Source organism: Arthrobacter sp. TE12232, from assembly GCF_054062615.1.
The window spans coordinates 3004062-3028432 of record NZ_JBSSFK010000001.1 but is presented as its reverse complement, the minus strand read 5'-3'; the positions used below and the strand labels follow the sequence as shown (position 1 = coordinate 3028432).

Below are 24371 nucleotides of genomic sequence, written 5' to 3'. Positions count from 1 at the left end.
ATGCTGTTGGAAGACTTTAACGCGGCCGGACGGGCCGAGGCCGCGGCCGCGCTGCGACCCTGCCTGGACATAGACCGCTGGATCGAGGAGATCGTCCAGGGCCGGCCCTTCGGCAGCGCCGCGAGCCTTCTGGAAGCGGCCAACCGTGCGGCGGAACCCTTTACCGGGCGGGAGGTGGAGGCCGCCCTGGCCCACCATCCACGCATCGGCGAACGGGCCGCAGGAAACAGCACGGAGGCCCGGCTCTCCCAGTCGGAGCAGGCAGGCCTGGGAATTCCGGACCCGGCCGTTGCGGCAGCCATCGCCGAGGGGAACCGGAGCTACGAAGAAAAATTCGGCCAGGTCTTCCTGATCCGCGCCGCCGGCCGCAGCCGGGAGGAAATCCTCGCCGCCCTCAACTCCAGGCTCGCGCACACCCCGGAACAGGAACAAGCAATCATCGGCCAGCAGCTGCGCGAAATCGCGGTACTCCGACTCGAAGGACTGATCGGCACATGAGCACCTCCCACGTCACCACCCACGTCCTGGACACCGGCACCGGCAAGCCCGCCGCCGGTGTCGCCGTCACCTTCCACAGGCTCGACGGCGAGCGCTGGGTTAAGATCGCGGCAGGCGCCACGGATGACGACGGCCGCATCAAATCCCTCGGCCCGGACAAGCTTCCGTCCGGCACGTACCGGCTTGGCTTCGACACCGGACGCTACTACGAGGCCGCCGGGACCGAGGCCTTCTTCCCCGAGGTCACGCTGACCTTCGCCGTGTCCGAATCCCAAGACCACTACCACGTCCCGCTCCTGCTGAGCCCCTTCGCTTACTCCACATACCGCGGCAGCTAACCAAACCCTCGGGCCGTTATTAGGTCCATGCCCGCCCCGCCATCCACCCCGAACCACACCGGGAACAGGCTCCCTGTCGGATGGCGGGGCGAAGCCATGCCCACGCACGGCCCGCACAGGATCGCCGAAACCCCAGCGCCCGGGCGCCCCACAGTGGAACCCCGCCCCAGTCACAAACGACATTTTTCGCGCGAACGCAACCGGCAGACCCGCATCCCTTGACAGTGGCCCGCGTCACTTCTATTCTCAATTTTGGGATCCCAAATTGGGATCCCAAAACAAGCTAGCTTGCCGGGCCCCGACTCCCCTGGGTTCCGCACCTGATGTCAGGCCAGATATCAGGCCAGATATCAGCCCCCACAGCAGCACCGGGAAGCCCGCGCACAGGACGCCCCACACCCCGGCCTCCTGGCCCGCGAACGAATTGAATCTCTCACCTGCCGGCATTTTTCCTCTCTCTGAAGGAGAAGTTGTGTCTCTTCGAAATACCGAACCCCCCGTACAGGAAACCTCAGCACCACACGCTGACGCCGCAAGCCCCAAGGACCGCGTGCAACGGCGCACCAATGTCCGCTGGAAAATGTTCCTCCTCCTGCTGGTCCTCGTGTCCGTGAACTACATCGACCGGGGCTCCATCTCTGTAGCCCTGCCCATCATCCAGAAGGAATTCAACATGGCCCCGGAGCTCGTGGGCCTCCTGCTCTCGGCCTTCTTCTGGACCTACGCCCTCATGCAGATCCCCGTCGGCTTGCTGATCGACAAGTTCGGCCCCCGCAAGGTAATGACCGCGTCCTGCGTCGGCTGGGGCGCCGCCACGGCAGCCTCGGGCCTGGCCGGCGGCTTCCTCAGCATGTTCATCGCCCGCCTGGGCATCGGCGTCACCGAGGCCGGAGTCATGCCGGCGGGCGGAAAGCTGAACGCCATCTGGATGCACAAATCCGAACGCGGCCGCGGCGCAACCATCCTTGACGCCGGCGCCCCGCTGGGCGCCGGGCTGGGCGGCATCCTCATCGCAGGCCTGATCGCATCGACGGGCAGCTGGCGGAGCTCGTTCATCATCGCCGGCGTCGCCACCGTCCTCATGGGCCTCGCCGTGTGGTGGTACGTCCGGGACAACCCGCGCCAGCACAGCGGAGTCAACGACGCCGAGGCCGAGTACCTCGAGGCCTCCCACGCCGCGGAGGACGCCGAAGCCGAACTCGAGGGCAGCAAGGGAAAGCGTGCCCTGCTCCCCTACCTGAAATTCCGTTCCTTCTGGGCCATGTGCTTCGGCTGGCTAGGCTTCAACGGAGTCTTCTACGGCCTGCTCACGTGGGGCCCGCTCTACCTGTCACAGGCCAAGGGTTTTGACCTGAAGACCATCGGCTGGTCCACCTTCGTGATCTTCGGCGCCGGATTCGTCGGCGAAATCCTCGGCGGCACCATCGCGGACAAGTGGAGGGCCGCCGGCGCCTCGGCCAACCGGGTCATGCGCACCCTCCTGGGCATCTCCAGCGTCGTCGTGATCGGCGGCCTTGTCGGCGTCACCGTCGTGCCAGACCCGACGACGGCGGTGGTCCTCCTCTCCGTCGTGATGTTCTTCCTGCGCTGGGTGGGCCTCTTCTGGAGCATCCCCTCCATCCTGGGCGGCCGGACCAACGCCGGTGTCCTGGGCGGCGCCATGAACTTCAGCGGCAACATCTCCGGCTTCGTCACCCCGATCGCCGTCGGCCTGATCGTCGGCGCCACCGGCTCGTACACGTGGGCGCTGCTGTACTTCGTGGGATCGGCGATCATCATGGGAGCATCCGTACTGACGCTGAACTACAACAAGCGGCTCCCTGTCTAAGCTAGGCCACGCAACACCTGTTCCCGGAGCCGGGAACGCAGTGCCAAAAGAACCCGAATGGAGCACCATGCTTACCGCTGAAGAACCCCAGGACAAGGAACGCCCCCTCCGGGAGGCTGTCCGGGACACCCTCCGCACCAGGATCTTTGAAGGGCACTACGTTCCCGGCACCAGGCTGGTGGAGCGCGACCTCGCCGCCGAATTCAACGTCTCGCGCCTCCCGGTCCGCGAAGCGCTGCGCATGCTGCGCCAGGAAGGCCTGGTCAGCGACCGCGGCGCGCGGGGAGCCGAAGTCAGCACACTCAGCCCCAAAGACGTGGAGGATCTCTTCGACGTCCGCCAGTCGCTCGAAGTGCTGGCCTGCAGGCTGGCCGCGACCCGCGCCACGCCGGAAGACCTCGGCGCGCTGCAAACCCTGTTGGACGAAGCCGACCGCTGCCTTGCCAAGGGTGCCGTCATGGAAGCCCACCGGGCCAACAGCGAATTCCACGATGCCATCACCCGGATCGCGGACAACGGCTTCCTCAAGTCCGCGCTCGAACCCCTCCAAGGCCGGATGCACTGGCTGTTCCGGCATGTGAGCGACCTCCCCGAACTCATCGAGGAACACCGGGCCCTGTACGCCGCGATCGCCAGCGGTGACCCGGACCGCGCGGCCGCCCAGTCGGCGTCGCACATCGACAAATACCGGGAACAGTTTCCGGAGGATTTCCGCCGGACGGAACCCGCCCTTCATCGGAAGAACACATGAAACTCCTCGTCATCAACCCCAACATCAGCAACGACGTCACCGCGCTGATCGAATCCGAAGCCCGGCGCTCCGCCTCGCCCGGAACGGAACTGCTGGTCCGCACCGCAGGCCACGGCGTCGAATACATTGAAACCCGCTTTGAATCCCTGATCGCCGCCGGCGCCGTCGCCGAAATCATCGCCGAGTACACCCGCGACGGGTCCGGACCCGGCACCGAAACCGGGATCGACGGCGTCGTGGTCGCGGCGTTCGGAGACCCCGGCATGCCCGCGCTGAAGGAACTGACCGACGTCCCGGTCATCGGGATCACCGAGGCCGCCCTGTGCGCCGCGGCACTGCAGGGTCACCGGTTCTCGATCATCGCCATCTCGGACCGGATCCGGCCCTGGTACTTGGACTGCGTGGAACGCTTCGGGCTCGGCGGCCGGTTGGCCTCGATCCGGTCCATCAACGAGACCCTCACCGGCATCGGTTCCGTGCAGCAGGACTTCAAGGAGACCCTGCTGGCACTCAGCCGCCAGGCCGTCACCCAGGACGGGGCCGACGTCGTCATCCTCGCCGGCGCGCCGCTTGCCGGCCTTGCCCGCGACCTGGCGGGCCAGATCCCCGTCCCTGTGGTGGACGGCATTTCCGCCGGCATCCAGATGGCACAGTCGGTGGTCAACCTCCAGTCCGGACCGCACCGGGCCGGCGCCTTCGCGCCGCCTCCGGTCAAGCCCCGCCGAGGGCTCTCGGACAACCTCGACGCCGCCCTCACGACGGCGCAGAACGCCGCCCGGGCAATCGCCGGGTCCCACTGATAATCCGGCCCCGCTGACAACCCCGCCCCACTAGCTTCTTCCTCGAAGGAGGACAACGATGTCCCACGCCCCAGACCTTGTCATTGCCCATGGCACCGTGGTCAACAGTTTCGGCCGCCAGGCTGCCCACGTCATGGTGCACGGCGGGAAGATCGTCCAGCTCGTGGACGCTTCCGAGCCCGTCCCCGCCGCCGCCCGGACCGTCGACGCCGCCGGCCGGATGGTGATTCCCGGCGGCGTGGACGGCCACTGTCACGTCGCCCAGGTAACCGGACGGTTCCGCACCCTGGATGACTACCGCACCACCTCCACCGCTGCCCTCTGGGGCGGCACCACCACGATCATCGACTTCGGCATCCCCCGCGACGCCCGGGAGACCCCGCTGGCCGCGGTCCTGCACAAAAAGGAACTGGCCCGCGAGTCCCGCTGCGACGTCGCCCTCCACGGCTCGGTTGTCCAATGGGACGAAACCGTGCCCTGGCAGCTCGAGCAGCTTGCCGCCGAAGGTGTCCGTTCCGTCAAGATGTATACCACCAACCGGGGCACCACCATGGCCGACGGCGACACCATCCTGAAGGTCATGCGCGAGATGGTCCGGCTCGACGGCCTGACCTACATCCACGCCGAACACGACCCCATCATTGCCGACTGCACCCGGCAGCACGCGGACGACGGCCGGATCAGCATTGAACACCTGCACCGGACCCGGCCTGAACTCGCGGAGGAAATCTCGGTCAAGGAGACCTTGGCGATGGCCGAATATACCAACGCCCCCGTCTACTTTGTGCACCAGTCCACGCCGGGAGCCGTGGATCTCGTCGCCGAGGCCCGCAGCCGCGGCCAGGAGGCGTTCTCCGAGACATGCCCGCACTACCTCACCCTGGACGACACCGTCTACGGCACGTCCTTCCCCGAGTGGTACGCCTGCTGCCCGCCGATGCGCAGCCCCGAGACCGTCGCCGCGCTGCGGGACCGGCTTGCCGCCGGCGCCATCCACACCGTGGCCTCGGACCACTCCTGCTACGACCTCGCGCAGAAGCGCGAGCGGACCGATGACATCCGGGCCATGCCGCACGGCCTGCCCGGGGTGGAAACCCGCATGCCGGTCACCTTCACCGCCAAGATGGACGCCGCCGGCGGAGCGGCCCGGGTGGAGGATTTCGTGGAAGTGTTCGCCGCCGGGCCGGCACGGATCAACGCCCTCCCGGGCAAGGGCATCATCGCTGCCGGATTCGACGCCGATCTCGTCGTGTTCGACCCGGCACGGGAACGCGCCGTCGACGGCGCCGCCCTGCACATGGGGACCGATTTCTCCCCGTTCGACGGCCGGACGCTCACGGGCTGGCCCGACGTCGTGGTGTCAGCCGGACGGGTGGTGCTCGACGCCAACGGCTTCCATGACCCCGGCCCTGTCGGAAGCTTCGTGGGCCGCAACGGATTCCGCGAACACCAGGCCGCGGCCGGCGCCGCTTCCGCACCCATCACCGTCCCCGCCACCCGCTAGGAGCCCCCGTGCATTCCGCAAACCGCCCCACCCGCATCGGCATGATCGTGCCGTCCTCCAACACCTGCCTCGAACCGCAGAGCTACCGCATCCTGGGCGACCGCGACGACGTCACCATCCACTTCGCGAGGATCCAGGTCACGAGGATCGCCCTCGACGATTCCTCAGACAAGCAGTTCGATGCCCCGGTCATGCGGGCCGCCGCCGAGATCCTGGCCACCGCCGACGTCGACGTCATCGCCTGGAACGGCACCTCGGGCTCGTGGCTCGGCGCCGGTCACGACCGCGAACTCGTCCAGGAAATACAGGACGCCACCGGCATCCCCGCCACCACCTCCACGCTGGCGTACATGGAGGCCTTCCGAGCCTTCGGCACCGAACGGATCGGACTGTTCACCCCCTATACGGAGGACGTCAACCGCGCGATCGTGGCGTCGTACGAACGGGACGGGATCAAGACACTTGACCACCGGTTCCTCGGCCTGAGCGACAACGAATCATTTGCCCGGGTCTCCGACGCCGAAATGCGGCCCGGATCGCTGGAACTCGCGGCTTCGAACCCGGACGCGCTCGTCTACCTCTGCACCAACCTTTACGGCGCCAACATTGCCGAGGAAATCGAAGCGGCTATGGGCGTACCCGTGCTTGACTCGGTGGCCGTGACACTGTGGAGCTGCCTCAAGATGACGGGCGCCCCGCTGCTCTCCCCGCGCTGGGGCAGGCTGCTCGCCTCGGCCTGAGCGACTCCGCGGTTAACAAGCAACGCGGGGTCCTTCCGCTCGATTGTGACTGCAGGGCCGCGGTGATGCGCCGTTGGTGTTGACGAGCCCCGGGCCGCATCGATAATCTCGAATTGCAAGAAAGTTTTCTCATAGAATGAAAACTTGAGCCAACCATTCAACGATGAAAAGAGGCTGGACGTGGCTGCAGGAGAAGATACCTCCCATATCCTCAGCGGGTTGACAAACCAGCTGCCTGATCGTGATCCGGAAGAGACCGCCGAGTGGCTGGAGTCCCTGGATACGCTGATTCAGGAACAGGGCACCGAGCGTGCCCAGTACATCATGCGGAGCCTGCTTCAGCGGGCCGGGGCGCAGAGTGTGGGTGTTCCGATGGTGACCACCACGGACTACGTCAACACGATCCCGGTGGACCAGGAAGCGCCGTTCCCCGGGGACGAGGAGATCGAGCGGAAGTACCGGGCGTGGCTGCGCTGGAATGCCGCGGTCATGGTGCACCGGGCGCAGCGGGCGGACATCGGGGTCGGCGGGCACATCTCGACCTATGCCGGGGCCGCGACCCTGTACGAGGTCGGGTTCAACCACTTCTTCCGCGGCAAGGACCACCCCGGCGGCGGGGACCAGGTCTTCTTCCAGGGCCACGCCTCCCCCGGCATGTACGCCCGGGCCTTCATGGAGGGCCGTTTGTCCGAGGAGGACCTGGACGGGTTCCGGCAGGAGAAGTCCAAGGAGGGCCACGCCCTGTCCTCCTACCCGCACCCGCGGCTGATGCCCGGGTTCTGGGAGTTCCCCACGGTCTCGATGGGCATCGGGCCGATGAACGCGATCTACCAGGCCCAGTCCAACCGGTACCTGCACAACCGCGGCATCAAGGACACCTCCGACCAGCAGGTCTGGGCGTTCCTGGGTGACGGGGAAATGGATGAGCCCGAGTCCCGCGGCCTGCTCCAGCTCGCCGCGAACGACAAGCTGGACAACCTGAACTTCGTGATCAACTGCAACCTCCAGCGCCTGGACGGCCCGGTCCGGGGCAACGGGAAGATCATGCAGGAACTCGAGGCGTTCTTCCGCGGCGCGGGCTGGAACGTGATCAAGGTCGTCTGGGGCCGGGAGTGGGATGACCTGCTGGCCAAGGACGAGGACGGCTCGCTCGTGAAGATCATGAACGAGACCGTCGACGGGGACTACCAGACCTACAAGGCCGAATCCGGCGCGTTCGTCCGCGAACACTTCTTCGGCCAGACCCCGCAGACCAAGGAAATGGTCCAGGACCTCACCGACGACCAGATCTGGAACCTCAAGCGCGGCGGCCACGACTACAACAAGGTCTACGCCGCGTACAAGGCCGCGACCGAGTTCAAGGGCAAGCCGACGGTCATCCTGGCCCACACGGTCAAGGGCTACGGCCTGGGCACCCACTTCGAGGGCCGCAACGCCACGCACCAGATGAAGAAGCTCACCCTCGCGGACCTGAAGGCCTTCCGCGACCACCTGCGCATCCCCATCACCGACGACCAGCTCGAAGCCGACCCCTACCGGCCCCCGTACTACCACCCCGGCCCGGACGCCCCCGAAATCCAGTACCTCATGGAACGCCGCCAAGCCCTCGGCGGCTTCGTCCCCGAACGCCGGCCGGACCACGCGCCCGTGGAGCTTCCCGACCGCAAAACCTATGAGGTGGCCAAGCGCGGCTCGGGAAAGCAGCAGGCCGCCACGACCATGACCTTTGTGCGCCTGCTCAAGGACCTGCTCCGGGACAAGAAGTTCGGACACCGCATTGTCCCGATCGTTCCGGACGAATCCCGCACCTTCGGCATGGACGCGTTCTTCCCCTCGGCAAAGATCTACAACCCGGACGGCCAGGGCTATCTCTCCGTGGACCGGGACCTCGTCCTGGCCTACAAGGAATCGGCCCAGGGCCAGCTGATCCACCCGGGCATCAATGAGGCCGGCGCGGTGGCCGCGTTCACCGCCGCGGGCACCTCGTACGCCACGCACGGCGAACCGCTGGTGCCGATCTACGTGTTCTACTCGATGTTCGGTTTCCAGCGCACCGGCGACTCCTTCTGGGCCGCCGCGGACCAGATGACCCGCGGGTTCATCATCGGTGCCACCGCCGGCCGCACCACCCTGACCGGTGAAGGCCTGCAGCACGCCGACGGCCACTCCCCGATCCTCGCCGCCACCAACCCGGCCGTCGTCACCTACGACCCCGCGTACGGCTACGAGATCGGCGTGATCATGCGCGACGGCCTGGAGCGGATGTACGGACCCGACTCCGAAGACCGGAACCTGATGTACTACCTCACGGTCTACAACGAGCCGATCTCCCAGCCGGCCGAACCCGAGAACCTCGACGTCAACGGTGTGTTGAAGGGCATCTACCGGGCGTCGGCTTCGGAAGTGGCCGGGCCGAAGAGCCAGATCCTTGCCTCCGGCGTGTCCGTCCCCTGGGCTCTCGAAGCCCAGCGGATCCTCGCCGAGGACTGGGGCGTCTCCGCCGATGTGTGGTCCGTGACGTCCTGGAACGAACTGCGCCGCGACGGGCTCGCCGCCGAGGAAGAGGCCTTCCTCAACCCCGGCCAGCCTGCCCGCGTCCCATTCGTGGCCCAGCAGCTCGCGGACGCGACCGGTCCGATCGTGGCCGTGACCGACTACATGAAGGCCGTGCCGGACCAGATCCGGCAGTTCCTCCCGCACCAGTTCGCCTCCCTCGGCGCGGACGGCTTCGGCTTCTCCGACACCCGCGCCGCGGCACGCCGCTTCTTCAAGAACGACACCCACTCGATCGTGGTGAAGACCCTGCAGCTGCTCGCGGCGAGGGGCGACGTGGAGGGGGGCGCGCCGTCGTACGCCATGGACCGCTACAAGCTCCTGGATGTCAACGCCGGGACCACCGGCGGAGCGGGCGGCGACTCCTGAGCGTTGTGTTCGAGGCGCGCGTTAGGGTGGGCAGATGAGCGACAGCGGAACCCTGAGCCCGACTACACGCACGACGGCGGTGCTGCTTGCCGCCGGCGCCGGCACACGGCTGGGGCTCGGCCCCAAGGCGCTGCTCCGGTTCCGCGGCCGCACGCTCGTCGAAGTGCTCGCTGACATGCTCCTGCAGGGCGGCTGCCGGGAAGTGGTGACAGTGCTCGGCGCGGACGCGGCAACGGTCCGCGCCACCACCGACCTCAGCCGGCACAAGGTCATCGAAAACCCGGACTGGGAGTCCGGGATGGGCAGCTCCTTCCGGGCGGGGGTCGCCGCGGCGCCTCCGGAGGATCATGTGCTCATCGCGCTCGTGGACCAGCCCGGCCTGACCGCCGGGACGGTCGCCCGGCTGCTGGCGGCCCATCGGCCGGGCCGGGTGACGGCGGCCGCCTACCGCGGCCCGCAAGGCAAGCTACGGCGGGGACATCCGCTGCTCCTGGATGCCGGCCTTCGCGCTGCGGCCGCTGAAACGGCGACGGGCGACGCCGGGGCGCGCGTCTTCCTGCAGGGCCGCCCGGATCTGGTTGATCTGGTGGATTGCAGTGACCTCTCCGGCGGTGAGGACCTCGACACCCCGGACCAGCTGCACCTGCTGGATTAGGGGCCGGCGCGGCAACCGACGCGTTGGTCTTAGCCGGAGGTGCCCAGCAGCTCCTGCAGGCCGCGTTTGAATCCGGAGCGGCCGCCGTGGGCAGGATGCCTGATTTTCGGTGTGTCCAGGCCGCTCCGCTGCAGGCTGCGGTGCGCCACATTGCCCACCGCCACCACGGTTTCGATGGGAAACAGCTCTGTTAGCGCCTGCCAAAACGGGGTTCCGAGGGCTGCTTCGGCGGATGTCGGGGTGCGGTTGGACAGCGGCCGACCCGGCATGTGGGTATGCCAAGGGCAGGCGCTCCATAACAGGGGAAGGAAGTCCAGCTCGGCCAGGACCTCCCACATCACCGTTGCGGTCGGCTCCGCCGCGACCCCGGCGGCGTCCGCCGGCAGCACGTAGCCCTTTCCCGGCCCGAAGAGCCCGAAGCCGTTGGCGGGCCCCTCCAAAATGGTCCGGTTGGTGAAGGGCACGCCGGTGATCCGCATGCCCCGGAAACCGGGGGCTTCGCCCAGCAGCAACACCTGCGGGGAGCGGTTCAGCATCTCCTGCAGGTAGATACGCAGGTTCTGCCGGCGCCGCGCGTTCCCCGGGATGGTGTGATCGAAGAAGTTGTTGCACCAGGGCCCTGTTTCCACCGAAGCGAGCCGGTCAATGAAGGCATCGAGGGAAGAAGCGGTCATTTGCCGGCCCGCTCCAGGACGGCGGCCACGCGTTGGGCAGCTGCAGGGGCGGCCTTGGCCAACCGTGCCTTCGTGAGATTCTCCCGCACGATCCAGCGCACATCCTTGTCGTCGCTGGCGGCCCACCTTTCCAGGCGTCCGAAACCCTCCGCCGGTGCAGCCGCAATTGCGACGCTCCAGCAGTACCCAAGCCCCTGCCGCAGCACACGGAACTGCTCGTCACGCCGCGATTGATGATCCATGCCCCTGAATGAAGCTGTGATCCGGTCCAGGGTGTCCAGGGCCCGGACGGCGTCGTCGGGTGCGCGAAGCAGGCGGGGTTCGCAGATACCGGCCGCAAGGGCGCGTTGCACCAGCGGCGGACCATCTACCCAATCCTCAGCCAGGGTCCACAACGACGGCATATTCGCATCGCCGAGCCGCTGCAGGGCCATGGCAGTGCCCTCTCGCACGCGCCAGCGCGAATCGGCCGCCAGCACCCTCAACGTCTCAGCGGCGTGCCGCTCGCCGTCGGCCAGCAGTCGGCCAAAGCCGACGGCGCCGCACGTCGCCAGGTATTCGTCCGGGCTCTCCGCGCACGTCCGGATCAGCGCAGGGTCAGCCACATCAGCGAACGCCTCCGCAAGTTCAAGGTTCCCCCTGGGACCGGGAAGGCCGGATTCGGCGTTCAGGTATCCCACCCACTTCTCAGGCGGGAGCGATTCCAGGACCGCTCTGTAGTCCGATCGTTTGGTCACGGGTCAATTCCTCGCTGCCGAAGTGCGCCTGACCGTGGAGAATCCTGCGCCTTACCAGCGCGGGTGGATCGATTCGCGGAAGTAGCGGTCATAGATTTCCCGGACGCCGACGTCGAATGTGGCGTCAATGCCGCTGACGCCCGCCGCGGCGGCGTTGGAGCGCGCCTGGTCCACGTTCCGCGCCCCCGGAATCACCGTGCTGATGCCGTCCTGCGCCGCGATCCAGGCGATCGCAGCCTGGGCGGTGCTGACGCCGTCGGGCACCAGTTCCTCGAACTCGGCGACCGCTTTGAGGCCCTGCTCAAAGTCCACGCCCGAGAAGGTCTCCCCGACATCGAACGCGGAGCCGGTGCGGTTGTAGTTCCGGTGGTCGTTCTCCGCGAAGGACGTGTCCTTGGTGTACTTGCCTGACAGCAGCCCGGAGGCGAGGGGCACGCGAGCAATGACGCCCACACCGGCTGCCTGTGCGGCGGGAAGAACCTCGTCCAGGGGCTTGAGCCGGAAGGCGTTGAAGATAATCTGCACCGTTGACGTGCCTTCGTGGCGGATGGCTTCGAGGGCTTCGTCGGTCCGCTCCACACTGACGCCGTAGTTCCGGATGGCGCCGTCGGCCACGAGGGTGTCCAATGCGTCGTAGACTTCGGCGTTGCTGTACACGGCGGTGGGCGGGCAATGCAGCTGGACCAGATCCAGGCAGTCCATCCCCAGGTTCCGCCGGGAGCGGTCCGTCCATTCGCGGAAGTTGGCCAGGTTGTAGTTCTCCGGCGTCTGTTCCACCCGCCGGCCCATCTTGGTGGCCACCGTGATGTCCAGGCCGGGGTTGTCCGCCAGGAACGCTCCGATGGCCTGCTCGCTGCGCCCGTCGCCGTAGACGTCGGCGGTATCAAAGAAGGTGACGCCGGCTTCCGCCGCGGCTGCAAGGACGGCCTGCGCCTGCCCGGGATCCACGTTGCCCCAGTCCGCGCCAAGCTGCCAGGTCCCCAACCCGACGATCGAGACGTTCCGTCCGGTCTTGCCCAACATTCGCTGTTCCATCGTCCGACTATAAGCCGTCGGCGCCCTCAATGTGAGTGGCCGACGGCGTCGGGCACCTCTAGCTCCGACTCAGGGCATCGCCGCCGTGGCGGCCCCCGTCAGCGGCCATCCGATGACCGTCTTAGGCCGCGGGGTGGCATAGGTCCGGACTTTTGAAGTGCTCAGCCCCAACCGGACCAGCGATTCGGCGATGGTGACGGCAGCCGCCACCCCGTCCACCACGGGGACGCCGGCACGCTTACGGATCTCCTCGTCCAGGCCGGCCATTCCGCCGCACCCGAGGACGATGACTTCCGCCTTGTCCTCGCGGACCGCCAGGAGTGCCTGTTCGATGATGGCTTCCACGGCGCGCTCCGGTTCCTCCTCGAGTTCCAGCACTGCCATTCCGCTGGCCCGGACCGAGGCGCACCGGGCGTCGAGGCCGGCCAGCTTCAGCCGGTCCTCGATCAGGGGGACGGCACGGTCCAGGGTGGTAATCACGGAGTATTTGTGGCCAAGGAACATCGCGGTGCTCGCGGCCGCTTCGGTGATGTCCACTACTGGAACGTCGAGGAGCTCCTGGAGTCCTTCGCGGCCGTGCTCACCGTAGCCGGCCTGGATGACGGCGTCGAACGGCTCCGGGTAGGACAGGACCCTGTCCATGACGGCGATCGCCGCGAGGTAACTCTCAAAGTTTCCCTCGCAGGAGTCGGCGCCGAAGCGGGGAGTGAGTCCCACGATCTCCGTGTCCGGCAGCGCGGCCTGGCGTGCCTGCGCGGCGATGGAGTCTGTCATCGACTGCGTGGTGTTGACGTTGGCGACAAGAATGCGCATGGTGCTTTCCGCTTTCGGACAGATGGGTCAGTGGTTGCTGGCGACAGCGATTGCTTCGCCGTCGACGTCGACGAGCCGCTGGGAGCGGTCCGAGATGGCGTAGTAGACCGCCGCGGCGATGCCGGCTGCGACGAACCACGCGAACGGGGCGGCGGCTTCGAGCGCCGGAACAAAGGCGACCAGCAGCGCAACGCAGGCGGCCGGCACCAAAGCAATGATCGCCCGGGGATTGAAGCCCTTCTTGTAGAAGTAGGCTCCCGCCGGGTCCTCGGTGTAGAGCTCGAGGACGTTGACCTTGCCGCGGCGCAGCAGCCAGTAATCGGCCATTACGACGCCGAATAGCGGGCCGAGCAGCGCTCCGAGTCCGCCCAGGAAGTACACGATCACGATCGGGTTGTTGTACAGGTTCCACGGCAGGATGATGAGGCCGATCGTGCCGCTGACCCAGGCCGCCTTGCGGAAGTTCAGGTGCTTCGGGAAGAGGTTGGTCAGCGCATAGACGGGAGCCACAAAGTTGGCCATCAGGTTCACGGCGATGGTCAGGATCAGCAGCGCAAGGCAGGCCAGGACCAGGAACATCGTGTTCGGGATGGTCTGGACGATGTCCGACGGGCTCTTGATGATCGTGCCGTTGATCTTGAACTGGCCGCCGGCCATGACCACCACGATCGCGCCGAAGAGAAGCATGTTGATGGGGATACCCCAGAAGTTGCCCCGCACCACCGCCTTCTTGGAGACGGCGGACCGGGTGAAGTCACAGAAGTTCAAGACGAACGTTCCGTAGATGGATACCCACAGCGCACCGCCGGCAAAGATGGTGCGCCACATTTCGGCGCCTTCGAGGGCGTGGTTCGAGGTCCAGGCGATGGAGCCGCCGGCTTGAACGAAGATCCAGATGGCCATGGCCGCCATGGTCACCAGGATGATGGGCCCGGCGAAGGCTTCATACTTGCGGATCATTTCCATGCCGAAGCTGACGATGACCAGTTGGACGATCCAGAGGAACACGAACGAGGCCCAGCCCAGCGTGGAGAGGCCGAGGATGGAGTTGGCGTCCAGCTCCCGCAGCGAGGGGACCATGGCCACGAGCATGACGCGGAGCACCACAGATGCCAGGTACGTCTGGATACCGAACCACGCCACGGCCACCGCCCCGCGCAGGAGGCTGGCGATCTGTGCTCCCCTGATGCCGAAGCTGATCCGGCTCATGACCGGGAACGGGACGCCGGTCTTGACACCCATAAAACCGGAGAAGCTGAGAAGCCCAAACAAGAGGACGGCTCCGACGCCCAGGGCGAGAAGGATCTGCCAGCCGCCCAGTCCGAGGGCGAAGAGCCCGATGGCAAAGGCATAGTTTCCGAGGCTGTGGACGTCGTTGGCCCAGAGCGTGAAAATGCTGTAGCTGGTCCAGCGGCGACCTTCCCGCTTCGTCGGGGCAAGGTCGATGTTGTAAAGGGAAGGGCTGATCGTTCGGCCGGAGGCGGCGCTGGCTGCTTCGCAAAGCGCGTCGACACCCATGGAAGGGTGGGCAGCCTTGCTCAAGCCAACTGCGGTCTCGGGAGCCGGGTCGACGCCGGTCAACGGGGTCGTCTGCATCGTGATCTCACTTCTTGAAGATGTCTTCCATGCATTCCGCGCTGGGAGATGTGCCGGAAACTACCGGCAGGAGCGTCATTGCATTCATTCCACAATGCGGAAGATGGGTATCGAGTAGTGAAATAACGGTATGACCTGGATCACGTGTCAGTCAAGGGTTACCGGATCGCGGCCAGTCACAAACCGTTCCTACGGCCCCACGTTGGGTCTAGCGGGAGGGGACCAGCCCGGCTTCCTTCAGTCCCAGGTAGATCTTGTCGCGGGAGATGGGCAGCTCCGCGAACCTCACGCCGGTGGCGTTCCGGATGGCGTTCGCGAGCGCCGGCGCCACCGGGTTGAAGGGGCTCTCGCTCATGGACTTGGCGCCGAGCGGGCCCAGTTTGTCGCTGGTGTCGGCGAAGTACACCTCGCTGCGCGGCACGTCCGCGAAGGAGGGGATGTGGTACTGCCGCAGGATGTCCGTGGTGACGCGGCCGGCGTCGTCCACCCTGACTTCCTCGTACAGCGCGGCACCGAGGGCCTGGGCGATGCCGCCTTCGATCTGGCCGCGGCACTGGCGCGGATTGACCACCGTGCCGGCGTCGGCCGCCTGGACGCTTTGCAGGATCCGCAGCTCACCGGTCCCGGTGTTCACGGCCACCCGGAAACCCTGGACGTTGAACGCCACGGAGCGGGGCGTCCCGCCCCAGTGACCCTCGGCGGCGAGTTCGACGCCGGACTGCTTAGCGGCGTCGTATATTTCCGTCAGCGGCACCCGGGTTCCCTCGCAGATGACGGCGTCCGCCTCCAGCACGCACCCGGCGGCGGGGACCTGCCGGAGTCTGGCGGCGAAGGCGCGGATGCGCACGGCGAGGTCCTCGGCGGCGGCGAGCGTGGCCTTCCCGGCCACCACGGTGCCGGCCGAGCCGAACGCACCGGAGTCGTGCTCGACGAGGTCGGTGTCGGACTGCCGCACAGTGACGCGGGCGGCAGTGGTGGACAGGGCGGTGGCGGCGAGCTGGGCGTGGACGGTGGTGGTGCCGTTGCCAAATTCAGCCGTCCCGACGGCGGCGGCGTAGGTCCCGTCGGGCAGGAGCCGGAGCCGTGAGTGGGCAAAGTGGCCGCGCGGCGGGACGGTGTCGATCATGGACAGGGCGGAGCCCTCCCCCGTGACCCAGTCCGGGCCGAGGTCCTCGAGTCCGGCGACCCGGTAGCGTTCCCGGCCGCGGTCCAGGGCATCCTGTACCAGCCGGGTGCACTGGTCCAGGCCGTAACTGCCGTAGAGCACGTCCTCTTCGGGGTCGGGGTGGGTGGAGAGCATGTCGTCGCCCTCGCGGACCATATTGCGGCGGCGGAACTCCATCGGGTCCATGCCGATCCCGGTCGCGAGCTCGTCCATGCCGGATTCGATGGCGAAGATCACCTGGCTCAGCCCGTAGCCGCGGAACGCGCCGGACGGCACCGTGTTGGTATACACGGCGTGGGCATCCACTTTCTTGTTGGCGCAGTTGTACACGGCCAGGGATTCGCCGCAGCCGTGGAACATCACGCCCACGGAATGGTTGCCATAGGCGCCGGCGTTGGTCAGCACGTCCAGTTGAAGCGCCGTCAGTTTGCCCTCGTTGCTGGCGGCGGCCTTGAGGTGGATAGTGAACGGGTGCCGGGTGGTGGCGGCCGTGAACTGCTCGGTGCGGGTGAATTCAAGCTGCACCGGGCGCCGCAGAGTCAGCGCGGCGAGGGCCACAATGTCCTCGGTGAGGACTTCCTGCTTGCCGCCGAAGCCGCCGCCAACGCGGCCGGCCACCACCCGGATCTGTTCTTCCGGCAGACCGAAGACCCGGCCCAGGGTGCGCCGGACCAGGAAGGGCACCTGGCTGGACGTTCGGACCTGCAGCCGTCCATCGTCATCGATCGAGGCGATGGCGGCGTGGGTCTCCAGTGCGGTGTGCTGAACCCGCTGGGTCCGGTAGGTCTGCTCGTGGATGAAGTCCGCGGTGGCGAAGGAGGCGGCGACGTCGCCCAGCTCGGAGTGCAGTTCGGCCACCACGTTCTGCTCCGGTCTGCCGATGCGGGCTGTGAGGGCGTCCTTGTCCCCGTGGATCGCCGGCGCACCCGGGTGCATCGCTTCTTCGGGAGTGAAGACGGCCTGCAGGACCTCGTATTCGACGGCCAGGGCGCGGACTCCGGCTTCCGCCGCGGCAACAGATTCAGCTACGACGGCGGCGACCTTTTGCCCGATGAACCGTACGACGTCGTCGAGGACCCGGGTGTCATCCGGGTCGTCGGTGTGCTGCTCGTGCTGGGCCGTGGAAAACAGCTGGGCCGGGGCGTCCTCATGGGTGAAGACGGCCACGACTCCGGGGACCTGCAACGCTGCGGACTTATCGATGGCGACCACCCGGGCGTGGGCGTACGGTGAGCGCAGCAGCTTCAGGTGCAGCAGTCCGGGCATTTCGTCGGCGGGGACGTCCAGGGTGTAGCGGGCCTGTCCCGTGACGACGGCGAAGCTGGCGGGTGCCGGAACGTCATCGCCCATTTGTCCGGGACGCGGTGCCGGCTGGCTTGGTCCGGCGACCCCGGATCCCGGACCTGCGGCGTCGGGGTGCCCTTCCCGCCCGCAGACAGCGTCTTCGATGGCGCGATAGCCGGTGCAGCGGCACAGATTGCCCTTGAGGTTCCGCGGCAGGTCCGCCTTCTGCTCGTCGTCGAAGGTGGCCGCCGTCATCACCATGCCCGCCGTGCAGAAACCGCACTGGAAGCCCTGTCGGTCCAGGAACTGCTGCTGCATCGGGTGGAGTGCTGTGGTCCCGGCGGCGCCGCCGCCTGGGGTGTCAGGTCCGCCGGGGTCACAGGTGGCAGCCAGTCCTTCGATCGTGGTGACGGCTCGTCCCTCTGCCCGGACGGCCGGGTAGATGCAGCTGTGCACCGGGGTCCCGTCCACGTGGACCGTGCAGGCCCCGCAGTCGCCGCCGTCGCAGCCCTTCTTGACGCCGTGGGCGCCCTGTTCCCGCAGGAACGTCCGCAGGCACTGGCCCGGCCGCGGGCTGTCCGCTGCCGCAGTCCCATTGACAACGATGCGGCTAGTGTCGGTGCGGCTGGTGTTGTTGGCCATGATCAGCGCCCTTCCTGCTGTGACTGTTCCGGTGTTGGTGTGGCGGGGCCGGGCGTGCGCCGTGGCGGCCAGAAGTCGCCGGAGACTCGGGCCGGGGCAACTCCTTCGGGCGCGGCCAGCTCCGCCCGGATTTCCTCTGCGAGCCGGTACGTCATGTCCTTCCGCCAGGCCGGCAGCCCGTGGATGTCATCGTGATAAAGCGAGTCCGGGATGGCAGCATCGAGGGCGGCGACCAGGGCCGACGCGGATGGGCCTGCTCCCCGAGCCGCCGTAATGCGCAGCTGCACGGGCCGTTTGGTGGCCGCCGTGACGGTCAGGACCAGTGCGCCGTGGGCGTCGGACCGTCCGATCAGCAGCGCGCCGGACCGCCCCAGGTTGCTCAGCGAGAGCCTGCGGAAGGCCACCCGCGAGGACAGGGCCGACGCCGGGAGGTGGATGCTGCGCAGGAGCTCGCCGGGGGCCAGGCAGTTCTTCGCGTCCCCCGTAACGAACTCGGCCACCGGCACGGTGCGGCTGGCGCCGCCGGGGCCGGGGCCGGGGCCGAAAATGGTGGCCGTGCCGTCGAGCGCGGCACAAAGCGAGATCATGGGGCCGGCCGGCAGCGAGGTACACAGGTTGCCGCCCACTGTGGACATGTTCCAGACCTTGAAGGAAGCCACAAAGGAGTCGCAGCAGGGACGGATCAGGTCCAGGGCCGGCCAGGCGGCTGCGCCGGCGACCACTTCACCCCGGTTCCTCCCTGCAACAAGGGCCAGCGCGTCCGAATCCGGCAGTGCGTACAGTTGTGCAACCGTGCATGTGGCCGCGATCTCGATACCCGAGTCGGTCACCGTGAGGGCGGGCCAGTTGGTGGCGCTGAGGTCCAGCAGCCGCCGGAGCGGCTCCTTGCCGAAGGCGAAGCTGCCGTAGGAGAACAAGACGGTGCCGCCGGCCAGCCAGGCATCCCCGTTGCGCCACTCGCCGGGATCCCCGGTGCGGACCACCGCTTCGATGGTGTTCATATCCATGGTGTCTCCTGGGGCTGCCGGGGTGAGGGGGTCAGGGTTGCGGCCTGCGGGGCGGCGGAGCTGCCGCCCCGGTGGTGGATCGGACCCGCACCGTCCTTCAGGGACTTGCACTGGGCCGGGGGACGATTTGCCCGGGATATTCCGGCCGAAGCTGTACCGTCGGGGTCCGTGCCCTGTCCGCGGCGCGCCAGGACCTCCGCCGTGATGGAGACCGCCACCTCGGCCGGGGTGACGGCTCCGAGGTCGAGGCCGATCGGCGAATGCAGCCGGGACAGTTCCGCGGCGGGCACGCCCGCGGCGAGGAGGGACTCGGCCCGCTGCTGGTGGCTTCGCCGCGATCCCATCGCACCTATATAGGCCAACTCGAGGCCCAGAGCGGTTTCAAGCAGCGGAATGTCGAATTTGGGGTCGTGTGTGAGGATGCAGACCACGGTCCGGGCGTCGGTCCTTCGCGCCGCGGCTTCCTGCGCGAGGTAGCGGTGGGGCCACGCGGTGACCACCTGGTCGGCGCCGGCGAACCTGTCCTGGGCCGCGAAAGCCGGGCGGGCATCACAGAGCGTCACGTCATATCCGAGTAGCTTGGCGGCCGGCAGCAGCGCCGCGCCGAAGTCGTTGGCGCCGAAGATCAGCAGCCGTGCCGGCGGGCGCCGGCTCTGCACCAGGAGGGTTACAGGCTCGTTGTTCGTGGCCCGAGCCTCCCGGACGCCAGCCGGTCCGGATGCCCGCTCGGCTGCGGGGCCGGACAGGCAACCGTCCGGTGGGGCGAGCCGGACCAGCCCGGTCTGTCCCCGGCGCAGCAGCGGCTCCACCTGGGCGGCTGCGGCCTGCACGAGCGCGCGGCCCGCCGGGCCGCCCCCGCCGGACGGGCCCAGCAGCAGGGCCAGTTCGGGGCAGGTTTCGGCCTGGTAGGCTGCGGGCTCCGGGACAACGACGGCGCCGCCGCCGTGCGCGTCGACCCTGCGGATCAGTGCCACAGGCGTTGCGGGTCCGCGGGCTCCAAGGGCGGCCAGGCTTTCACGCTGCAAGGTGCCTGGTTCGGTGCCCAGCGGTTCAATGTGGATTTCCAGTTCGCCGCCGCAGGTGAGCCCGGCTGCGAACGCGTCTTCGGCGCTGTAGCCGAAAACTTCACGGCGGGTGCCGCCGTCGCGCATGGCCTCCAACGCCAACTCCACCACGGCACCTTCGACGCAGCCGCCCGACAGGCTGCCCAGGACCTCGCCGGCCTCGGACACGATCATGGACGTTCCGAGCGGCCGGGGAACGGAACCTGCCGCCCCTACCACTGTGGCCACGGCGCACCGCTGCCCGCTAACGGCGGGCTGCCATTCCTGCAATGACGGCATCAGTTCCAGCATTGCTGCTCCCTCTTTCCCGGTGCGGCGATGATGTCCATATTCTTGTGCCCGTCATGGACCGGTGGAAGGACCTTAGTAGTCAATTCGGGAATCAAGGGCATTCCATGTTGTGAAGGGTTCCAGGACGGCCGGCGCCTGCGGGTCGTGAAGTTCCAGTTTGCCCACAGGCATCAGGGCGTCGCGCTGGTCGTTTTCGAAGAATTCATAGAACACGGCGTCGTCGAAACCCACGGACGCGGCGTCATGGCGGTCCGCCGCGAAGACCACCCGCGCGACCCGCGCCCACAGCGCGGACGCCAGACACATGGGGCAGGGCTCACAGCTGCTGTAAAGGATGGCTCCGGTGAGGGCGAAGGTGCCAAGTTCGCTGCACGCGCGGCGGATTGCGGTGACTTCGGCGTGCGCGGTGGGGTCGTTCAGGGCGGTGACGCGGTTGACGCCGTCGAACGCCTGTCCGTCCGCGGTGACAACGACGGCACCGAACGGTCCGCCGTTGTTCAGGACGTTTGCCGTGGCCAGCTCAATGGACCTGGCCAGATATGCCTGGGCGGTGGCGCTCATGATGCGGCTCCCTTGTGCTGTGGAAGCCGGTCCGACGAATGGGACGCAATGACCAGTTGCGACGGTTACCAGGCTTCAGCGCGTGCTTTTGAAGGTGTACTTGCGCCTGGTAGATAGCTTCTCCGGAAACCGGGGCCCGCCTTTGGCAAACTCCAGAGTAGCAGCGAAACGTGAGCTGCGCCATAGATTTTTGGAATCCTAGTTTCGTGATGTGAAATTCTGATTTCCGAGTGGTCACAATGCGCACTGTTGACGGGCACGCCTCCGCCAGCCTAGCCTGATCTCCAACCGGCGCCTCGAGCCGGACGCCTGGATCAGCAGACAGGCCCACACTGAGCTGGCCCACGTCCCTACGCTCAGACAGGAAACCTGCCATGCCTACGCGCCCCTCCGACTCCCGCCTTTGGATCCGCAATCCCCTTGGAGCTTTCACCGCCAACGCCCTCGACGCCTCCGGCGGAATCGTGGTGAGCGGCGGAATCATCGTCGAAGTTCTGGCCGCCGGCCAGCAGCCGTCGGCACCATGCCAGGAAACGTTCGACGCCGGCAACCACGTCCTGCTGCCCGGCCTGATCAACACCCATCACCACTTCTACCAGACGCTCACCCGAGCCTGGGGCCCGGTGGCAAACGCCCCCTTGTTCCCGTGGCTGCAGAAGCTATACCCGGTATGGGCGCGGCTCACCCCGCGGGACCTGGAGTTGGCAGCCACCGTTGCCCTGGCAGAACTCCTGCTTTCCGGCTGCACCACGGCCGCGGACCACCACTACCTCTTTCCCTCCGGCCTGGAAGACGCCATCGACATCGAGGTCGGCGCGGTCCGGAAACTGGGAATGCGGGCGACCCTCACCCGGGGGTCGATGACCCTCGGGGAGGACGACGGCGGCCTGCCTCCGCAGTCCACCGTGCAGGCGGCGGATATCATCCTGACGGACAGCGAGAGGCTCATCGGCGAGTACCACGAACGGGGCGACGGCGCAGTCATCCAGATCGCCCTCGCCCCGTGTTCACCGTTTTCCGTGACGCAGGAGATTATGTCCGACAGCGCCGCCATGGCCGAGCGTCTGGATGTCCGGCTCCACACCCATCTCGCCGAGACGCTGGATGAGGAGGAGTTCTGCCGGGAGAAATTCGGACTACGCACCGTGGAGTACCTGGAAAGTGTCGGCTGGCTCAGCGGCAGGACCTGGCTGGGGCACGGCATTCACTTCAGCGACGCCGAGATTGCGGCGCTGGGAGCCGCAGGGACCGCCGTCGCGCATTGCGCCACCTCCAACATGCGGCTGGCATCGGGCACCGCTCGGGTGATTGAGCTTGAGGATGCCGGCGTCCCGGTGGGACTGGGCGTGGATGGTTCGGCGTCGAACGATGCCTCAAACATGATCCTTGAGGCGCGGCAGGCACTGTATCTGCAGCGCCTGCGGTACGGCGCCCAGGTGCCGGTGGAACGGGCCCTGGGGTGGGCCACCCGGGGGTCGGCCGCGGCCCTCGGCCGGCCGGACCTGGGCCAACTGGCGCCCGGGATGCAGGCTGACCTGGCCCTTTTCCGGCTTGACGAGCTGCGGTTCTCCGGCAGCCACGACCCGCTGGCCGCGCTCCTGCTCTGCGGGGCGGACCGGGCCGACCGCGTCATGGCGGCTGGCCAGTGGCGGGTGGTCGACGGGCAGATTCCAGGGCTGGATATCGCCGGGCTCATCGCGGAGCACTCGGCGGCTGCGCGGAAACTGGTCGGCGACTAGGGCCGGCGCGCCCATCCGACAGCCGGCCGTTACGCGACGGCGCGGCCTGTGTTCGGACGCCGTCAGGGCTGCCGGCGTCCGAACACAGGCAGCATCCGGAACCAGCGGGAGATGCCGCCTGATGTCCGCTCATGGTCGGCCGGGATGTAGAAGTCCGGGTCCGTGCCGCCGAAAGGCAGATACAGCTCTTGACCGGCGGCCGGAAAATCAGCGGCAACGCCCTTATCCTGCGGGTCCATCGGTTCCTCCTCGTTCCCGGCGCGGCCCCCAGTCCCTCAAGGGCCGCGCCGGGGCTGCATCCAATTTTCCACATTTTGGAAAATTTTTATTGATATGTGGAAATCTTAGGGAGCGCCGCAGCGGCGGTCAAGGGCCGAGGCCGGACCGCCGGGAGGAGCGCCAGTCACAATCCGATTTTTGAAAAAGTGATGTACACCACGGCCCTGCCGGGCTAGTGTTTAAACCAACTCGTGGCGTAGGTCACGTAACCTGGGAGCAGCAGGCAGGGTTGTAATGAGCTGACGTCACTGGACGTCGGCTCTTTTTGTTGGGTCGGCTCCATCGGAAACGCGTGCGAAACACGCGCTTAATTTCAATGATGGAACCTAGGTTCCACATCACGGAAGTTGGGAATAGCCATGAGCAACAAGATCATCCTCGGCCACAACCAGTACGGAAAGGCCGAAGTCCGGGTCGTCAAAATCACCCGGGACACGGACCGCCACGAGATCGAGGACCTGAACGTCACCTCACAGCTCCGCGGCGATTTCGCCGCCGCACACCTTGCGGGCGACAACGGTCATGTCGTCGCCACCGACACCCAGAAGAACACGATCTACGCTTTCGCCCGGGAGGGCGTCGGCTCCCCGGAAGCGTTCCTTCTGCGGTTGGGCGAGCACTTCACCTCGAGCTTCGACTGGGTCTCCGGCGGCCGGTGGGAAGCGGAGTCGTACAGTTGGGACCGCATCCAGGCGCACGGCGCCGAGCACGACCACTCCTTCGTCCGCAACGGCCAGGAGGTGCGCACCGCGGTATTGGTCCGGGACGGCGCCGACGTGCACCTGATTTCCGGGCTCAAGGACCTCACGGTCCTCAAGTCCACGCAGTCCGGCTTTGTGGGCTACCCACGGGACAAATACACTACGCTGCCGGAAACCACGGATCGTATCCTTGCCACGGACGTCTCCGCCCGCTGGCGCTTCAAGACCGGCACCGACTTCAGCACCACCGACTTCAACAAGAGCTACGACGACGTCAAGAGCCTGCTATTGGAAGGGTTTAGCGAAAACTACTCCCACGCCCTGCAGCAGACCCTTTTCGACATGGGCGCCAAGGTCCTCGAGGCCCACGGAGAGATCGACGAGATCAAGTTCTCCATGCCCAACAAGCACCATTTCCTCGTCGATCTCTCACCGTTTGGCCTCGACAACCCCAACGAGGTCTTCTTTGCCGCGGACCGGCCCTACGGCCTGATCGAGGCCACGGTCCAGCGCGAGGACGCCGGCCCCGCGGAGATCGCCTGGAGCGGTATCGCAGGATTCTGCTAGGCCGGTCCCGGAACCGCGCGCTTGCCCGGCGCGACCCCGGGTTCTTGTCCGGTCTTCCGCTGCTCCGGCACGGGGAACAGCCGGACAAGAACCCCGGGAAACGGGCCGAATTGCTTTGCCACAACTGTTAGCCAGACACCGTTAGCCAGACAAAGACGTCTGCCATGAACCAAGAAAGTC

21 protein-coding genes are annotated in these 24371 nt (G+C 67.1%); 11 read left to right on the top strand and 10 right to left on the bottom strand.

What is annotated here, in order from left to right; genetic code table 11:
• The 9 genes from uraD (at position 1) to nboR (ending at position 10036) form a co-directional block, all read left to right on the top strand.
• A complete protein-coding gene (uraD, locus tag ACVWZ7_RS13470; RefSeq protein ID WP_456508135.1) occupies positions 1 to 498 on the top strand; it encodes a 2-oxo-4-hydroxy-4-carboxy-5-ureidoimidazoline decarboxylase in 498 nt (165 codons plus the stop codon).
• Entirely contained in the window at positions 495 to 836 is a 342-nt protein-coding gene (gene uraH / locus ACVWZ7_RS13465) for a hydroxyisourate hydrolase (RefSeq protein ID WP_456508134.1), read from the top strand. Before uraD ends, uraH begins: the two co-directional genes overlap by 4 nt.
• A gap of 472 nt (positions 837 to 1308) precedes the next feature.
• Positions 1309 to 2664, top strand: coding sequence for an MFS transporter (locus ACVWZ7_RS13460; RefSeq protein WP_456508133.1), 1356 nt, complete (start codon positions 1309 to 1311; stop codon positions 2662 to 2664).
• Positions 2665 to 2731: 67 nt separating this feature from the next.
• Entirely contained in the window at positions 2732 to 3415 is a 684-nt protein-coding gene (locus tag ACVWZ7_RS13455; protein ID WP_091254270.1) for a GntR family transcriptional regulator, read from the top strand.
• Positions 3412 to 4215 (top strand): aspartate/glutamate racemase family protein, encoded by an 804-nt coding sequence (locus ACVWZ7_RS13450; RefSeq protein ID WP_456508132.1) that lies wholly within the window; start codon positions 3412 to 3414, stop codon positions 4213 to 4215. Before ACVWZ7_RS13455 ends, ACVWZ7_RS13450 begins: the two co-directional genes overlap by 4 nt.
• A gap of 58 nt (positions 4216 to 4273) precedes the next feature.
• Positions 4274 to 5719, top strand: a complete 1446-nt coding sequence (locus tag ACVWZ7_RS13445; RefSeq protein WP_456508131.1) for an amidohydrolase family protein — start codon at positions 4274 to 4276, stop codon at positions 5717 to 5719.
• 41 nt (positions 5720 to 5760) lie between these two features.
• On the top strand, positions 5761 to 6459 hold the full coding sequence (locus tag ACVWZ7_RS13440) for a maleate cis-trans isomerase family protein (RefSeq protein WP_456509112.1): 699 nt from the start codon (positions 5761 to 5763) through the stop codon (positions 6457 to 6459).
• A 180-nt stretch (positions 6460 to 6639) separates the two neighbouring features.
• Positions 6640 to 9381 (top strand): pyruvate dehydrogenase (acetyl-transferring), homodimeric type, encoded by a 2742-nt coding sequence (aceE, locus tag ACVWZ7_RS13435; RefSeq protein WP_456509111.1) that lies wholly within the window; start codon positions 6640 to 6642, stop codon positions 9379 to 9381.
• Between the two features lie 34 nt (positions 9382 to 9415).
• A complete protein-coding gene (nboR, locus tag ACVWZ7_RS13430) occupies positions 9416 to 10036 on the top strand; it encodes a nicotine blue oxidoreductase (RefSeq protein WP_456508130.1) in 621 nt (206 codons plus the stop codon).
• A gap of 29 nt (positions 10037 to 10065) precedes the next feature.
• Here the strand turns inward: nboR and ACVWZ7_RS13425 are convergent, their stop codons facing one another.
• The 9 genes from ACVWZ7_RS13425 to ACVWZ7_RS13385 all read right to left on the bottom strand — a co-directional run bounded on the left by ACVWZ7_RS13425 (position 10066) and on the right by ACVWZ7_RS13385 (position 20905).
• On the bottom strand, positions 10066 to 10710 hold the full coding sequence (locus tag ACVWZ7_RS13425) for a uracil-DNA glycosylase (RefSeq protein WP_456508129.1): 645 nt from the start codon (positions 10708 to 10710) through the stop codon (positions 10066 to 10068).
• Positions 10707 to 11447 (bottom strand): HEAT repeat domain-containing protein, encoded by a 741-nt coding sequence (locus ACVWZ7_RS13420; RefSeq protein WP_456508128.1) that lies wholly within the window; start codon positions 11445 to 11447, stop codon positions 10707 to 10709. Before ACVWZ7_RS13420 ends, ACVWZ7_RS13425 begins: the two co-directional genes overlap by 4 nt.
• A 51-nt stretch (positions 11448 to 11498) precedes the next feature.
• On the bottom strand, positions 11499 to 12482 hold the full coding sequence (locus ACVWZ7_RS13415; protein WP_456508127.1) for an aldo/keto reductase: 984 nt from the start codon (positions 12480 to 12482) through the stop codon (positions 11499 to 11501).
• A 69-nt stretch (positions 12483 to 12551) separates the two neighbouring features.
• Positions 12552 to 13295 carry an aspartate/glutamate racemase family protein gene (locus ACVWZ7_RS13410; protein ID WP_456508126.1) on the bottom strand — a complete coding sequence of 248 codons (744 nt, stop codon included), beginning with the start codon at positions 13293 to 13295 and terminating at the stop codon, positions 12552 to 12554.
• 27 nt (positions 13296 to 13322) lie between these two features.
• A complete protein-coding gene (locus ACVWZ7_RS13405) occupies positions 13323 to 14891 on the bottom strand; it encodes an NCS1 family nucleobase:cation symporter-1 (RefSeq protein ID WP_344365764.1) in 1569 nt (522 codons plus the stop codon).
• A 208-nt stretch (positions 14892 to 15099) separates the two neighbouring features.
• Positions 15100 to 17982 carry a molybdopterin-dependent oxidoreductase gene (locus tag ACVWZ7_RS13400; protein WP_456508125.1) on the bottom strand — a complete coding sequence of 961 codons (2883 nt, stop codon included), beginning with the start codon at positions 17980 to 17982 and terminating at the stop codon, positions 15100 to 15102.
• 2 nt (positions 17983 to 17984) lie between these two features.
• A complete protein-coding gene (locus ACVWZ7_RS13395) occupies positions 17985 to 18989 on the bottom strand; it encodes an FAD binding domain-containing protein (RefSeq protein ID WP_456508124.1) in 1005 nt (334 codons plus the stop codon).
• On the bottom strand, positions 18980 to 20344 hold the full coding sequence (locus tag ACVWZ7_RS13390; protein WP_456508123.1) for an XdhC family protein: 1365 nt from the start codon (positions 20342 to 20344) through the stop codon (positions 18980 to 18982). The genes ACVWZ7_RS13395 and ACVWZ7_RS13390 overlap by 10 nt, the downstream gene beginning before the upstream one ends.
• Before the next feature lie 72 nt (positions 20345 to 20416).
• Positions 20417 to 20905, bottom strand: coding sequence for a nucleoside deaminase (locus ACVWZ7_RS13385; RefSeq protein WP_456508122.1), 489 nt, complete (start codon positions 20903 to 20905; stop codon positions 20417 to 20419).
• Between the two features lie 374 nt (positions 20906 to 21279).
• Between ACVWZ7_RS13385 and ACVWZ7_RS13380 the strand changes: the two genes are divergently transcribed.
• A complete protein-coding gene (locus ACVWZ7_RS13380) occupies positions 21280 to 22644 on the top strand; it encodes an 8-oxoguanine deaminase (protein ID WP_456508121.1) in 1365 nt (454 codons plus the stop codon).
• Positions 22645 to 22706: 62 nt separating this feature from the next.
• Here the strand turns inward: ACVWZ7_RS13380 and ACVWZ7_RS13375 are convergent, their stop codons facing one another.
• Entirely contained in the window at positions 22707 to 22883 is a 177-nt protein-coding gene (locus ACVWZ7_RS13375; RefSeq protein ID WP_344365780.1) for a hypothetical protein, read from the bottom strand.
• 399 nt (positions 22884 to 23282) lie between these two features.
• Here ACVWZ7_RS13375 and pucL point away from each other — a divergent pair, with 399 nt between their 5' ends.
• Positions 23283 to 24191, top strand: coding sequence for a factor-independent urate hydroxylase (pucL, locus tag ACVWZ7_RS13370; protein ID WP_344365782.1), 909 nt, complete (start codon positions 23283 to 23285; stop codon positions 24189 to 24191).
• Positions 24192 to 24371 lie beyond the last annotated feature (180 nt).

Coding starts and splice junctions, on each gene's coding strand:
- uraD (WP_456508135.1), top strand. CDS start 1: ATGCTGTTGGAAGACTTTAACGCGGCCGGACGGGCCGAGGCCGCGGCC.
- uraH (WP_456508134.1), top strand. CDS start 495: ATGAGCACCTCCCACGTCACCACCCACGTCCTGGACACCGGCACCGGC.
- ACVWZ7_RS13455 (WP_091254270.1), top strand. CDS start 2,732: ATGCTTACCGCTGAAGAACCCCAGGACAAGGAACGCCCCCTCCGGGAG.
- ACVWZ7_RS13450 (WP_456508132.1), top strand. CDS start 3,412: ATGAAACTCCTCGTCATCAACCCCAACATCAGCAACGACGTCACCGCG.
- ACVWZ7_RS13445 (WP_456508131.1), top strand. CDS start 4,274: ATGTCCCACGCCCCAGACCTTGTCATTGCCCATGGCACCGTGGTCAAC.
- ACVWZ7_RS13440 (WP_456509112.1), top strand. CDS start 5,761: ATGATCGTGCCGTCCTCCAACACCTGCCTCGAACCGCAGAGCTACCGC.
- nboR (WP_456508130.1), top strand. CDS start 9,416: ATGAGCGACAGCGGAACCCTGAGCCCGACTACACGCACGACGGCGGTG.
- ACVWZ7_RS13425 (WP_456508129.1), bottom strand. CDS start 10,710: ATGACCGCTTCTTCCCTCGATGCCTTCATTGACCGGCTCGCTTCGGTG.
- ACVWZ7_RS13415 (WP_456508127.1), bottom strand. CDS start 12,482: ATGGAACAGCGAATGTTGGGCAAGACCGGACGGAACGTCTCGATCGTC.
- ACVWZ7_RS13410 (WP_456508126.1), bottom strand. CDS start 13,295: ATGCGCATTCTTGTCGCCAACGTCAACACCACGCAGTCGATGACAGAC.
- ACVWZ7_RS13405 (WP_344365764.1), bottom strand. CDS start 14,891: ATGCAGACGACCCCGTTGACCGGCGTCGACCCGGCTCCCGAGACCGCA.
- ACVWZ7_RS13400 (WP_456508125.1), bottom strand. CDS start 17,982: ATGGCCAACAACACCAGCCGCACCGACACTAGCCGCATCGTTGTCAAT.
- ACVWZ7_RS13395 (WP_456508124.1), bottom strand. CDS start 18,989: ATGGATATGAACACCATCGAAGCGGTGGTCCGCACCGGGGATCCCGGC.
- ACVWZ7_RS13390 (WP_456508123.1), bottom strand. CDS start 20,344: ATGCTGGAACTGATGCCGTCATTGCAGGAATGGCAGCCCGCCGTTAGC.
- ACVWZ7_RS13385 (WP_456508122.1), bottom strand. CDS start 20,905: ATGAGCGCCACCGCCCAGGCATATCTGGCCAGGTCCATTGAGCTGGCC.
- ACVWZ7_RS13380 (WP_456508121.1), top strand. CDS start 21,280: ATGCCTACGCGCCCCTCCGACTCCCGCCTTTGGATCCGCAATCCCCTT.
- ACVWZ7_RS13375 (WP_344365780.1), bottom strand. CDS start 22,883: ATGGACCCGCAGGATAAGGGCGTTGCCGCTGATTTTCCGGCCGCCGGT.
- pucL (WP_344365782.1), top strand. CDS start 23,283: ATGAGCAACAAGATCATCCTCGGCCACAACCAGTACGGAAAGGCCGAA.